Origin of the sequence: Metamycoplasma sualvi, from assembly GCF_045276925.1 — a bacterium.
Classification (GTDB): domain Bacteria; phylum Bacillota_I; class Bacilli_A; order Mycoplasmatales; family Metamycoplasmataceae; genus UBA710.
This window is the reverse complement of the sequence record NZ_CP174167.1, coordinates 318,219-331,879: the sequence shown is the minus strand read 5'-3', so window position 1 is coordinate 331,879 and position 13,661 is coordinate 318,219. Positions and strand designations below refer to the sequence as shown.

13 protein-coding genes, 1 tRNA gene and 1 CRISPR repeat array are annotated in these 13,661 nt (G+C 21.2%); of the genes, 8 read left to right on the top strand and 6 right to left on the bottom strand.

Annotation, left to right across the window (positions count from 1 at the left end; genetic code table 4):
- The first annotated feature begins 8 nt into the window (after window positions 1-8).
- The 3 genes from ACJA29_RS01590 (at window position 9) to cas9 (ending at window position 4,327) form a co-directional block, all read left to right on the top strand.
- Window positions 9-278 carry a hypothetical protein gene (locus tag ACJA29_RS01590; RefSeq protein WP_406602874.1) on the top strand — a complete coding sequence of 90 codons (270 nt, stop codon included), beginning with the start codon at window positions 9-11 and terminating at the stop codon, window positions 276-278.
- Window positions 279-479: 201 nt separating this feature from the next.
- Window positions 480-563 (top strand) — tRNA-Leu (locus ACJA29_RS01585).
- Between the two features lie 197 nt (window positions 564-760).
- Window positions 761-4,327, top strand: coding sequence for a type II CRISPR RNA-guided endonuclease Cas9 (gene cas9, locus ACJA29_RS01580; RefSeq protein WP_406602873.1), 3,567 nt, complete (start codon window positions 761-763; stop codon window positions 4,325-4,327).
- Between the two features lie 54 nt (window positions 4,328-4,381).
- On the opposite strand, the gene ACJA29_RS01575 is transcribed toward cas9, so the two are convergent.
- Window positions 4,382-4,558: a hypothetical protein gene (locus ACJA29_RS01575; RefSeq protein ID WP_406602872.1), complete on the bottom strand. Its 177-nt coding sequence runs from the start codon at window positions 4,556-4,558 to the stop codon at window positions 4,382-4,384.
- A gap of 480 nt (window positions 4,559-5,038) precedes the next feature.
- Window positions 5,039-5,515 carry a hypothetical protein gene (locus ACJA29_RS01570; RefSeq protein ID WP_406602871.1) on the bottom strand — a complete coding sequence of 159 codons (477 nt, stop codon included), beginning with the start codon at window positions 5,513-5,515 and terminating at the stop codon, window positions 5,039-5,041.
- Between the two features lie 473 nt (window positions 5,516-5,988).
- Between ACJA29_RS01570 and cas1 (ACJA29_RS01565) the strand changes: the two genes are divergently transcribed.
- From cas1 (ACJA29_RS01565) to ACJA29_RS01555, 3 genes are read left to right on the top strand one after another with little or no spacing between them, the layout of a single operon-like run.
- Window positions 5,989-6,879 carry a type II CRISPR-associated endonuclease Cas1 gene (cas1, locus tag ACJA29_RS01565; protein WP_406602870.1) on the top strand — a complete coding sequence of 297 codons (891 nt, stop codon included), beginning with the start codon at window positions 5,989-5,991 and terminating at the stop codon, window positions 6,877-6,879.
- A gap of 4 nt (window positions 6,880-6,883) precedes the next feature.
- Window positions 6,884-7,192, top strand: coding sequence for a CRISPR-associated endonuclease Cas2 (cas2, locus tag ACJA29_RS01560; RefSeq protein ID WP_406602869.1), 309 nt, complete (start codon window positions 6,884-6,886; stop codon window positions 7,190-7,192).
- 1 nt (window position 7,193) lies between these two features.
- The gene (locus ACJA29_RS01555) at window positions 7,194-7,952 is read left to right on the top strand and encodes a hypothetical protein (protein ID WP_406602868.1); all 759 of its coding nucleotides are present in this window, start codon (window positions 7,194-7,196) and stop codon (window positions 7,950-7,952) included.
- Window positions 7,953-8,001: 49 nt separating this feature from the next.
- A CRISPR array of direct repeats spans window positions 8,002-9,423; the repeat unit is 36 nt; unit sequence ATTTTGGTGTGATAATGTATATTAGTAGACTTTAAC.
- Between the two features lie 210 nt (window positions 9,424-9,633).
- Here the strand turns inward: ACJA29_RS01555 and ACJA29_RS01550 are convergent.
- The 4 genes from ACJA29_RS01550 to ACJA29_RS01535 form a co-directional block, all read right to left on the bottom strand.
- A complete protein-coding gene (locus ACJA29_RS01550) occupies window positions 9,634-9,942 on the bottom strand; it encodes a hypothetical protein (RefSeq protein WP_406602867.1) in 309 nt (102 codons plus the stop codon).
- A gap of 136 nt (window positions 9,943-10,078) precedes the next feature.
- Complete coding sequence (locus ACJA29_RS01545) at window positions 10,079-10,423, bottom strand: hypothetical protein (protein WP_406602866.1); 345 nt, start codon at window positions 10,421-10,423, stop codon at window positions 10,079-10,081.
- Between the two features lie 136 nt (window positions 10,424-10,559).
- Window positions 10,560-10,883, bottom strand: coding sequence for a hypothetical protein (locus tag ACJA29_RS01540; RefSeq protein ID WP_406602865.1), 324 nt, complete (start codon window positions 10,881-10,883; stop codon window positions 10,560-10,562).
- Between the two features lie 601 nt (window positions 10,884-11,484).
- A complete protein-coding gene (locus tag ACJA29_RS01535) occupies window positions 11,485-11,871 on the bottom strand; it encodes a hypothetical protein (protein WP_406602864.1) in 387 nt (128 codons plus the stop codon).
- Window positions 11,872-12,344: 473 nt separating this feature from the next.
- On the opposite strand from ACJA29_RS01535, the gene cas1 (ACJA29_RS01530) reads away from it, so the two are divergent.
- Both cas1 (ACJA29_RS01530) and cas2 (ACJA29_RS01525) read left to right on the top strand, forming a co-directional pair.
- Window positions 12,345-13,235, top strand: a complete 891-nt coding sequence (cas1, locus tag ACJA29_RS01530; protein WP_406602863.1) for a type II CRISPR-associated endonuclease Cas1 — start codon at window positions 12,345-12,347, stop codon at window positions 13,233-13,235.
- A 4-nt stretch (window positions 13,236-13,239) separates the two neighbouring features.
- Window positions 13,240-13,452 (top strand): CRISPR-associated endonuclease Cas2, encoded by a 213-nt coding sequence (gene cas2, locus ACJA29_RS01525; RefSeq protein ID WP_406602862.1) that lies wholly within the window; start codon window positions 13,240-13,242, stop codon window positions 13,450-13,452.
- Window positions 13,453-13,661 lie beyond the last annotated feature (209 nt).

The window sequence follows — 13,661 nt, the reverse complement described above, 5'->3', positions numbered from 1 at the left end:
AGAAAAAAATGAAATTAGAAATTAAAAAATTAGAAGATAATAAGTACTTAGCAAAATTTGCAAAAGAAGAACTAGAAATTAATATTAATTCTGAAGCATGAAATATTGAAGGAATTAACAAATTTTTAATTAAATTAGCAACAAGCACACCAAAAAATGATGATATTGAAATTATCTATGATCATGAAATAGCAAAAGAAGACAAAGTATATTCACATCTTTATAATTTATTTAAAGAATTTACAGATGAATATAATAAATTAAACTTGGAAGAATAAACGATTTAATTTAAAATAATAAAGTTAGTATAATAACTTCAAAATTTTGAACAATATTTTATATTAATAGAATTATTATAAAATGATAGAAATGAATTTTGTTTTCTTATTCTTTGTTTCTAAATAAAACATATAATTTTTTTATATTAAAACTTTATTATTATAATAATATTTGTATTAAATATAATAAAGTCTAAATTAGCCCAGCTGGTGGAATGGCAGACACAGCAGACTCAAAATCTGCCAACGAAAGTTATAAGGGTTCAAGTCCCTTGCTGGGCACCATATGAAAAACACAAGGTAACTCCTTGTATTTTTTTAATTTTAAATTATGTTATTTTAAATTGTTTTTGATATTAAAGAGTAATAATTATGAGCAAATAAGATTCATTAAGTAAGCATATTTATAATTATTATATAATTAATAAATAGATACTCTTTATTTATTAATATGGATTATTTAGTTAAATACAGGAGATTTTATGAGTAAAGAAAAAATAGCAATAGGTTTTGATTTAGGGACAACAAGTGTTGGATGATCTATTATTAAAATCAATGATAATAATCCAGATGAAAAATTAGAAATATTAAATATGGGAGTTCGTCTTTTTGAAGATCCAGCAAGTCAAGATAATAATGCCGAAAAAAGAAGAGTAGCAAGAAGTAGAAGAAGAAGAATCAATCGACTAAAAATAAGAAAATTTGATTTTTTTAAATTATTAAAAAAATTTAATTTAATTTCAGATAAAGAAGAATATGAAAATATCATTAGATCATCAATTTATGATGAAACTACTCAAACATATTTATTGCCAGTAGAAATCAAAATTAAGGGTTTAAATAACAAATTATCAAAACAAGAGTTAATTTTAATCTTGCATAACTATATAAAACATCGAGGTACTTTAAATACAATAGATAATAATGAAGAAGAAACAGAAAAAGCAGATACTTCAAATTTTAAATATAATGCTTCTTTATATGCTTGCCAAAATCAATATGAATGATTTAAATCTACAGGAAAGGTTATTGGTAATATTGGTAATCAAATTATTACAAACGAAGAATTTATCAAAGAAATTAAACAAATTTTATCTAATCAGTCACATTTAGGTATTAATCAAGATTTTGTAGAATCATTTTTAGAAATATTTAAAAGACATCGTCATTATTCAGAAGGACCTGGTTCAGAAAAAAGTTTAACTAAATATGGAAGAGTTAAAATAGAACTAAAAAATGGTAAAGAACATTTGGTTTGAAATGGTATTGATGAAAATGGGAATCAAACTAATTTATGAGACTTAAAAGTGGGAAAATGTACATATTATCCTAATGAAAAAAGAAATTATAAAAGATCTCCTGTAACAGAAATATATAACTTGCTTAATGATTTAGGGAATTTAAGATTATATGTTAATTTAGATGATAAAGAAGCTAGAACTTTAACTTTAGAAGAAAAACATAAAATATTATCTTTACCAAATGATAAGTTAACTTTAGATAAAATGTTAAAAGAAATAGGATTATCTAAAAAATTTATTGCTTCCGGATTAAAAAATAAAAATAAAAAAGATTTTGAAATTGAAGAATTAAAATCTACTAGAGCAATTTTAAAATGATTAAAAGAAAATAATATAAATAAAGAAATAAATTTAAATAAAAAAGAAGATTTATTATTTATTGATAATTTATTTTTTCAAGGTGTTAAATTCCAAAATGTTAATGAAAGAAAACAAAAATTAAATGAAAATCCTTCATTATTAAAAATAGATTTAACTAATGAGCAAATTAATAAATTAGCAGAATTAAAAATATATTCATCAGGAACATCATCTCTATCTCAAAAAGCTCAACTAGAATTTATTGATTTTGCTCTTAATGATCCTGAATCAATTGGTAAAAATCAAATGAATTATTTTACAGAAATAAAAAATGATTTAGAATCATTTGACAATTTTTCTAAATATGAATATTTCCCTAACAATTACTTTTCTAATGTCATAATGCCTTTAACTGTAAAAAGAACTTTTAATCAAGCTATTAAAGTGTTAAATGCAATTATTAAACAATATATTAAAAAAGGAAATTATGAATTAAGTTACATCATTATTGAAATGGCTCGTGAATTAAATTCTTCAGAAGAAGCAGGTAGAATAAAAAGAGAATTAGATAAAAATAAGAAAAAACTTGAAGAGAACTTAAAAGAACATAATTTAACTTTAGATGATATAAAACGTGGAGAAAATCGGCTAAAGTTTTTATTATGATTGCAACAAAACAAACATGATTTATATGATGGTAAAGAAATAGATTTGAAATACTTATTATCTAATCCAACAGCATACAACATTGATCATGTTTTACCAATATCTATTTCTTTTATTGATTCAATGCAAAATAAAGTTTTAACAAGTTTTGATAATAATAGAAAAAAAGGTGATAAAACACCTTATCAATGATTATCTAGTGAAGGTAAATTTGAAGAATATAAAAAAAGATGTGAGAAATTAGTTGATGAAATTCAAGATAAGAATGAGAAAGCAAAATTACAAAACAAGATAGATAATTATTTATTATATATGGATGATCCATTTAATGAATTAAAAGGATTTGTGGAAAGACAGTTAAATGATACTAGATATATTTCTAGAGAATTTTCAAATCAACTAAAAAAATTCTTTAAACAAAGTAACTATTGAAAAGATAAAAATAAAGTTATTATTCATAATATTAATGGTACTATTACTTCTTTTGCAAGAAATAATTTGTTTAGAGAAGATGATTTAGAAAAAAGCGAAAGACTTATTTATAAAAATAGGGATATATACAATCATCATGCAATTGATGCATCTATTATTGCATATTTAGGTTTAAATCATAAAATGCAAAATATTTTAAAAATTAAAAATGAAAATATTATTAAAAATATGGTTAATGGAAAAATGCAATATATAGATAAAGATACTGGTGAAGTATATGCTGATAAATCTAACTTTTTAGAAGAAGAAAAACCATTTGCAAAATATTTTAGAAATCAAATGAGAGAATTTTTAGATAATAACAATGAAAAGAAAACTATTAAGTTTTCAAGAATGATTATTTCAAGAGATAATACTCCATTATCAAATGAAACATTATATTCAATAAAATCATTTAAAAATGATAATAGTAAAAAAGAATATAAAGTTTCTAAATTAAAAATATTAGAAAAAGATGTAAAAGATTTATCTAAATATTTTGGTAATGAATCACAAGAAAAATATAAAACAAAATTAAGAATATTCCAAGAAGAACCAAATTTATATAATTATTTGGATAATATTTTTAAAGAACAATTGGCACAAATAAATGAAAATAAGGAATCATCAAAATCTAATCCATTTTTTAGATATTTAAATTCTGATTTAGTTAAATCAAAAATAAAAGAAATAGAAAATAAAGATATTAAAGTTGAATTATTAGATAAAATCCCTGTATTTAATTTTGAAAAAAATTTAATTACCAATTGAATCAGAGAATTAAAAATAATAGAAAATGAAATAAAAAATAAAGATGATCTTTTAGTATTAAAAGATCATAAAAACAAAGCATTCTATGATTCATTAAAACCTGTTGGTATTAGAATATATAAAAATGATAAAAATAAGTTACAACCTATTTTTTTAAATGCTTTAAATTTAAAATGAGATAAAAAATCACAAATGCTAGTTGTAGATGAAGAAAAAGTAAACAAAATATTAAAAAATAAAAATATAAATAAATCTTTAGAATATCTAGAAATGAAAGTAGGCACACCATTAATTAAAGATAATCAATTATTTTATGTTATAGGTGGTAATAAAAATAATCAATTAGAATTAAAATCTATGATTGCAACATTAAAAGAAATCAAGACAATGAATATTATAAAAAAATTGAATGAATTAACATCAAGGGAAGATCGATGATTATTTCCTCTTTCTACATTGCAAAAACATAATTTTAAATTATGTAAAGTAGATGTTTTAGGTAATATATATGATGTAAAATCATTTGAAGAATTTTTTTAAAAAGTTACCAATTTCAATACCAATAATTCCTTGTATTTCATAATTTTACAATATTTATCAAAGTTGAAATATTCGGAGGGTCTTTTTCTTTTCTAATAATTCAAAGTATTTTTGCAGCTCTTCTTGAGTAACAATGGCTCCTAATTTATATTTTTTAGTATTTTGCAAATAAATTTCATAGTTAATTGCAAAATCAATAAAATAATAATCATCTAGGATTCAATTATTCAAAATTTCTTTTTTAGAAAGTGTTTCCCTATTTGTTTCTGTCTTTATTATAGTTAATTTATTTTTTTAATATTCTATTGAATAAATAAGGATGGAACTATAATGATATTTCTTATTATTTCACAATAAAAATATATTTTATTTTTAAAAAAGTTTTTACTATTTTTTAACAGAATAATTAGATATTTTTGGGATAAATTCATATCTTTTCATCATTTTTGGAATAAAGTTTTCTTGAGAAGAATCAGATATTTGATTCATTAATGCAAAAATTAAGTTAATTTTTTCTAATTCTTTTTCAGATATAAATTGAAGTGTCCTTTTTGTTCTTTATTTATTTTACAAGGACAGCCAGGGAGAAATCTCTGATTTTTTATTTATTGGTATTTAATTTGGTAACTTTATACCCAACCAGGAACTTTTTTATTTGCTATCAAATTATGTTTAATTAAAAAAATATTATTTTAGGTCTTTATAAATAAATTATCTTTTATGATTTGTAATTTTTCTAAAATCATCTTTATGAAAAGATTCAAGAACACTTAGTCTTTGATCAACTTTTTGATTAAATTCCTTTTGTTCTTTTATAAAATCAACTACTGAATTATTAAATTCCTTTTGTTCTTCATTAAACTCTTTTTGTTCTTTTATAAAATCAACTACTGAATTATTAAACTCCTTTTGTTCTTTGTTAAACCCTTTTCGTTCTTTCATAAAATCAACTACTGAATTATTAAACTCCTTTTGTTTTTGATTAAATTCCTTTTGTTCTTTAACAAATTCTGTCATATCTGACATAAACTCTAATACTTTATTTTCAAAAGATGATTTTTTCACTTTATCTTTATCTCCAGTAATTTTAATTTTATAAGATTTCTTTGTTTCTTCTACTAATTCAATTTTAGGATCATTAGATAAATTTAACAATTCATTCATTTTCTTTTTGTTGATAATTGACATGATTTAAATTTTATCAAAGTTGAAATAGAAATTTATTCCTAATTTTCTTTAATTTTTTTTCTTTTGTTATTTAGTCGCAAAAGATAAATATTTACATCATAACAATAGATCTTATAAGAATAATTTTTTATTCTATAAAGAATCAGATATTTGATTCATTAATGTGAAGATTAAATTAATTTTTTCTAATTCTTTTTTAGATATAAATTGAAGCATCACATAATTTAAGCTTCCTTTTTGTGTTTATTTATTTTACAAGGACAGCCAGGGAGAAATCTCTGGTTGTTTATTTATTGGTATTTAAAATGGTAAATTTATATTGAAGAATTTTTTTCTGAAAAATAATAAATAATTTAAATAAGATAGTATAATGATTTTGGAACAAAATTGGTTCCAAGTCTACTAATATACATTATTATGTCAAGACAAGACTTTATGTCGCAACCACTCCTTAGGGAGTTTTTTATTTTTTTATGGGATGAAAAATTGTTGAAATAGAAAATGCTGATAGATTAAGATTATTTTTAGATAATCTAGTTATTTATAAAGAAGAGGATAAAATTATTATTCCAATCAATGATATTGATACTTTAATTATTGATAATGTACAAATTAATTTATCTATTCATTTAATAAATAAATTATCTGAGAATAATGTTAATGTAATTATTTGTAATGAAAAGCATTTACCTAATACTCAATTATTACCAATTATAGGTAACTACAATGCTTTAAAAGTTTTAAATAAACAATTAGAATGAAATCACCAATATAAATCTAATTTATGAAAAAAACTTGTTGTACAAAAAATTGATAATCAAATTGAAATTCTTTCATTTTTTGGTTACTACAATGATAATGTAAAGATTATGAATGATCTAAAAAATGAAGTTAAAGAATATGATATAACTAATCGCGAGGGTCATGCTGCTAAAATATATTGACACACTTTATTTGGACGAGAATTTAATCGTCGAGATGAAGAAAATCCAATAAATAAATATTTAAATTATGGCTATGCAATTTTAAGAAGTTATTTTTCTAAATCAATTGTTAAAAAAGGATTGGATCCAAGAATTTCCATTTTTCATAAATCATTTCATAACCATTTTGCCTTAGCTTCCGATTTAATGGAAGTATTTAGAATAATTATAGATTTTGAAGTTATTAAAATAGTGGAAGTAGAGAAAATGCAAAAACCTTGATATGAATCAAAACAACAATTAATTGAATTATTTAATAGAAGAATTCTAGTAGATGGTAAGGAACAATTTATTAATAATGCAATTGATTTGTTTTTAGAAGCCATAATAGCAGAAAGAGAATTACCGACTTTAGTTTTTCCAATGTATGAATGAAATTAAGTATATGAGATTAATATTATTTTTTGATTTACCATCTAAAGAAGATTATGAAAAAAAAGATTATCGTTTATTTCATAATGCTTTAATAAAAAATGGGTATGTGATGATGCAATTCTCTGTTTACATTAAAGCTACTAATTCAAATTCAAAAGTAAAAAGAGAAATTGAAAAAATAAGAAAATATATTCCAAGAGCAGGTAATATTAGAATTATTTCAGTAACAGAAAAACAATATAATAATATGGAAGTTATATTAGGACATAAAAATATTAATGAAATTTATAATAATAGTAAAAGGTATATAAAAATATAAAATGTTAAAAATAAATTATTGAAAAAATTGATATGAAATTGAATTTAATGGCATAAAAGTAATTGAAACAAGATATACAACAAAATTGATTAAATCAATTTTAGCATCTCCAGAAGAAACTCCTTATTTAATTATTGACAACAAAAACATTAGATGAAAAAATGTTATTTATATTAATGAATTAACAAAATATGAAGATTTTTTATCCTTAAATAAAAATGGATTTATTTACAAAAAAATTATTGAAAAAATAGCTGACAATGTTTTAATTAATCAAAATTTAATTAATAAAATAATTACTGAAATTAATCAAGAAATAGGAATAGAAGACTTTTTATTGAATCAATATGATTTACCAAAATTAATTGCAGCAACTTTTGAATTAAATGATTTAGGTTATATTGATGATGATAAATTAATAGATATTCTAAATAAAATTGAATATGATGAAAAGAAATTAATTATATTTGATAATGTTTCATACATAAATTATGAAAAATGTAAAAAATTAATGAATAATTTTAATATTTTAATAGTTTGTTCTGATATTAGAGAAATAATAAATAATTTTTCATTATTAGAAATATGTTGTTTTATATATAATAATTCCATTTTTGATGTAATAAATGTCGAAAAATTGATTTCTTTTTTAGAAATTAAAACATCTCTTTCAATAAATGAACAAGATCTAAATAAATATTTAGAGTTTTCTAATGATCAAAAGAGCTCAATTATCAATTTTTATTTAAAAAATATCTAATTTTTTATAAAAAACATCTAAAAAAAGCAGTTTTTTGTAAAAATTTGACATTTTGGTGTGATAATGTATATTAGTAGACTTTAACTAAAATCTTGTTCATATTGTTTCCATTCTCATTTTGGTGTGATAATGTATATTAGTAGACTTTAACATTTCTGAGGCAAACCCTTATTTAGAATATATTTTGGTGTGATAATGTATATTAGTAGACTTTAACTTTTAAAATATAATAATATGGGTAAAGAGCATTTTGGTGTGATAATGTATATTAGTAGACTTTAACTTTGTAATGTAGTAATGTTGTTAGTGTTAGATTTTGGTGTGATAATGTATATTAGTAGACTTTAACTAATTCTTTCATAGCGTCTTCAGCACCGTCATTTTGGTGTGATAATGTATATTAGTAGACTTTAACATTATGATTATTGATATGAAACAATACAATATTTTGGTGTGATAATGTATATTAGTAGACTTTAACACCTAATTTACTATCATAATTATCTACTAAATTTTGGTGTGATAATGTATATTAGTAGACTTTAACCTCCTATCAATTCACCCATTGTAAGTCTCCATTTTGGTGTGATAATGTATATTAGTAGACTTTAACTAGGTAGATACGACTACCAACAAAAATTTTATTTTGGTGTGATAATGTATATTAGTAGACTTTAACATTCTTGTCTAAACTCTACTGGTGGTGTAGATTTTGGTGTGATAATGTATATTAGTAGACTTTAACAACAATGATATGAAGTGGAGATATAGAATAATTTTGGTGTGATAATGTATATTAGTAGACTTTAACAAAAACTTTTGGACTTATTGGAAAACGTTAATTTTGGTGTGATAATGTATATTAGTAGACTTTAACAAAAACTTTTAGACTTATTGGAAAACATCAATTTTGGTGTGATAATGTATATTAGTAGACTTTAACTATGTTTTTAAGGCAAAAGCAACAAGTCTCATTTTGGTGTGATAATGTATATTAGTAGACTTTAACTTAAACCTGTATTTTTAATTAAGGTATTTAATTTTGGTGTGATAATGTATATTAGTAGACTTTAACGGCAAGCAATGAATAAGCAAGACTTTGCAAATTTTGGTGTGATAATGTATATTAGTAGACTTTAACCAAAAAGCACGGGAAAGAACTTATAAGACTATTTTGGTGTGATAATGTATATTAGTAGACTTTAACTGGAGCACTTGGTGATCCATATGCTAACATATTTTGGTGTGATAATGTATATTAGTAGACTTTAACAGAGAAAGAAGGAATTGTGAAAGTGCCATCATTTTGGTGTGATAATGTATATTAGTAGACTTTAACTTTTTGAAGTTTATGAAGTTAAAGAAAATAATTTTGGTGTGATAATGTATATTAGTAGACTTTAACAGTAATTATTATTATGATCTACATATAAAAATTTTGGTGTGATAATGTATATTAGTAGACTTTAACGTTATTCAAATTTTCAAATATAAATTGAAGTTTCATATAATTTAAGCGTTCTTTTTCTTGTTTATTTATTTTACAAGGACAACCAGAGAGAAATCTCTGGTTTTTTATTTATTGGTATTTAATTTGGTAACTTTATACTCAGAAGCTTTTTTATTTGCTATCAAATTATGTATAATTAAAAAAATATTACTTTAGGTCTTTATAAATAAATTATCTTTTATGATTTGTATTTTTTTTAAAATCATCTTTATGAAAAGATTCAAGAACACTTAGTCTTTGATCAACTTTATGGTTGAATTCTTTTTGTTCTTTCACAAATTCATTCATATCTTTCATAAATTCAGTCACATCTGACATAAACTCTAATACTTTATTTTCAAAAGATGATTTTTTCACTTTATCTTTATCTCCAGTAATTTTAATTTTATAAGATTTCTTTGTTTCTTCTACTAATTCAATTTTAGGATCGTTAGATAGATTTAATAATTCATTCATCTTCTTTTTACTAATAATAGACATGATTTAAATTCTATCAAATTACTTTAAACTTAATAATTAAATACTTTTTAATCTATATTTAACTAAATTATTAAAATAATTAAATTTTATTTTTATTAGAATTGTGATTGGATATTTTTGTTTTTTGTTAAATAAATTACTTTAAATTTTTTAATTCTTTTTTAATAGTTGGAAGTGATTGAATAATATCTAATTTATCTTCGATAATATTTAATCTTTGATCAACTTTATGGTTGAATTCCTTTTGTTCTTTTATAAAATCAACTACTGAATTATTAAATTCCTTTTGTTCTTTCATAAATTCAGTCACATCTGACATAAACTCTAATACTTTATTTTCAAAAGATGATTTTTTCACTTTATCTTTATCTCCAGTAATTTTAATTTTATAAGATTTCTTTGTTTCTTCTACTAATTCAATTTTAGGATCATTAGATAGATTTAACAATTCATTCATCTTTTTCTTGTTAATAATTGACATAAATTAAATTCTATCAAATTACTTTAAACTTAATAATTAAATACTTTTTAATCTATATTTAACTAAATTATTAAAATAATTAAATTTTATTTTTATTAGAATTGTGATTGGATATTTTTGTTTTTTGTTAAATAAATTACTTTAAATTTTTTAATTCTTTTTTAATAGTTGGAAGTGATTGAATAATATCTAATTTATCTTCAATAATATTTAATCTTTGGTCAACTTTATGATTGAATTCCTTTTGTTCTTTAACAAATTCATTCATATCTTTCATAAATTCAGTCACACCTGACATAAACTCTAATACTTTATTTTCAAAAGATGATTTTTTCACTTTATCTTTATCTCCAGTAATTTTAATTTTATAAGATTTCTTTGTTTCTTCTACTAATTCAATTTTAGGATCATTAGATAAATTTAATAATTCATTCATCCTTTTCTTACTAATAATAAACATGATTTAAATTTTATCAAAGTTGAAATAGAAATTTATTCCTAATTTTCTTTAATTTTTTTCTTTTGTTATTTAATCTATTAAGATAAATATTTAAATCATAATAATAGATCTTATAAGAATATTTTTTTATTCTATAAAGAATCTGATAATTCATTCATTAATGTAAAGATAAAATTAATTTTTTCTAATTCTTTTTCAAATATAAATTAAAGTATCACATAATTTAAGTGTCCTTTTTGTTATTTATTTATTTATTTTACAAGGACAGCCAGGGAGAAATCTCTGGTTTTTTATTTATCAGTATTTAATTTGGTAACTTTATAGATTAAATAAAATATCAATCAAAAAGTGTTCATTATGAGACAATTTATTTAGTTTTTTTTGACATCCTTTCCATTTTTTTTGGGTTGGAGAGGATTTTTTAATATTAAAAAATCACAATCCAACCTTTAATAATTTTAATAATTATTGGTGTTGCGATTGTGATTACAATTTGGGAAAGAATCAAAATCATATTTTGGTTTTTTTAATTTTTATTTATTATAGAATATTGTTTTTTTTCATATCAAATATTGTTGACTTCAAAAAAGATTAATGTAATTTATTCTAAGTTTTTTAATTCTTTTTTAATGGTTGGCAATAATTTAATTTGTTTTACATCTTTTTCAAGAGCACTCAATCTTTGATCAACTTTATGTAGTCTTTGATCAACTTTATGGTTGAATTCCTTTTGTTCTTTCATAAAATCAACTACTGAATTATTAAACTCCTTTTGTTTTTGATTAAATTCCTTTTGTTCTTTAACAAATTCTGTCATATCTGACATAAACTCTAATACTTTATTTTCAAAAGATGATTTTTTCACTTTATCTTTATCTCCAGTAATTTTAATTTTATAAGATTTCTTTGTTTCTTCTACTAATTCAATTTTAGGATCATTAGATAGATTTAACAATTCATTCATTTTTTTCTTACTAATAATTGACATGATTTAAATTTTATCAAAGTTGAAATAGAAATTTATTCCTAATTTTCTTTAATTTTCTTCTTTTGTTATTTTAGTCGCAAAAGATAAATATTTACATCATAACAATAGATCTTATAAGAATAATTTTTTATTCTATAAAGAATCAGATATTTGATTCATTAATGTGAAGATTAAATTAATTTTTTCTAATTCTTTTTTAGATATAAATTGAAGCATCACATAATTTAAGCTTCCTTTTTGTGTTTATTTATTTTACAAGGACAGCCAGAGAGAAATCTTTGGTTGTCTATTTATTGGTATTTAAAATGGTAAATTTATATTGAAGAATTTTTTTCTGAAAAATAATAAATAATTTAAATAAGATAGTATAATGATTTTGGAACAAAATTGGTTCCAAGTCTACTAATATACATTATTATGTCAAGACAAGACTTTATGTCGCAACCACTCCTTAGGGAGTTTTTTATTTTTTTATGGGATGAAAAATTGTTGAAATAGAAAATGCTGATAGATTAAGATTATTTTTAGATAATCTAGTTATTTATAAAGAAGAGGATAAAATCATTATTCCAATCAATGATATTGATACTTTAATTATTGATAATGTACAAATTAATTTATCTATTCAATTAATAAATAAATTATCTGAGAATAATGTTAATGTAATTATTTGTAATGAAAAGCATTTGCCTAATACTCAATTATTACCAATTATAGGTAACTACAATGCTTTAAAAGTTTTAAATAAACAATTAGAATGAAATCACAAATATAAATCTAATTTATGAAAAAAACTTGTTGTACAAAAAATTGATAATCAAATTGAAATTCTTTCATTTTTTGGTTACTACAATGATAATGTAAAGATTATGAATGACTTAAAAAATGAGGTTAAGGAATATGATATAACTAATCGTGAAGGACATGCCGCTAAAATATATTGACATACTTTATTTGGACGAGAATTTAATCGCCGAGATGAAGAAAATCCAATAAATAAATATTTAAATTATGGTTATGCAATTTTAAGAAGTTATTTTTCCAAATCAATTGTTAAAAAAGGATTGGATCCAAGAATTTCCATTTTTCATAAATCATTTCATAACCATTTTGCCTTAGCTTCAGATTTAATGGAAGTATTTAGAATAATTATAGATTTTGAAGTTATTAAAATAGTGGAAGTAGAGAAAATGCAAAAACCTTGATATGAATCAAAACAACAATTAATTGAATTATTTAATAGAAGAATTCTAGTAGATGGTAAGGAACAATTTATTAATAATGCAATTGATTTGTTTTTGGAAGCCATAATAGCAGAAAGAGAATTACCAACTTTAGTTTTTCCAATGTATGAATGAAATTAAGTATATGAGATTAATATTATTTTTTGATTTACCATCTAAAGAAGATTATGAAAAAAAAGATTATCGTTTATTTCATAATGCTTTAATAAAAAATGGGTATGTAATGATGCAATTCTCAGTTTACATTAAAGCTACTAATTCAAATTCAAAAATCAAAAGAGAAATTGAAAAAATAAGAAAATATATTCCAAGAGCAGGCAATATTAGAATTATTTAAGTAACAGAAAAACAATATAATAATATGGAAGTTATATTAGGACATAAAAATATTAATGAAATTTATAATAATAGTAAAAGGTATATAAAAATATAAAATGTTAAAAATAAATTATTGAAAAAATTGATATGAAATTGAATTTAATGGCATAAAAGTAATTGAAACAAGATATACAACAAAATTGATTAAATCAATTTTAGCATCTCAGA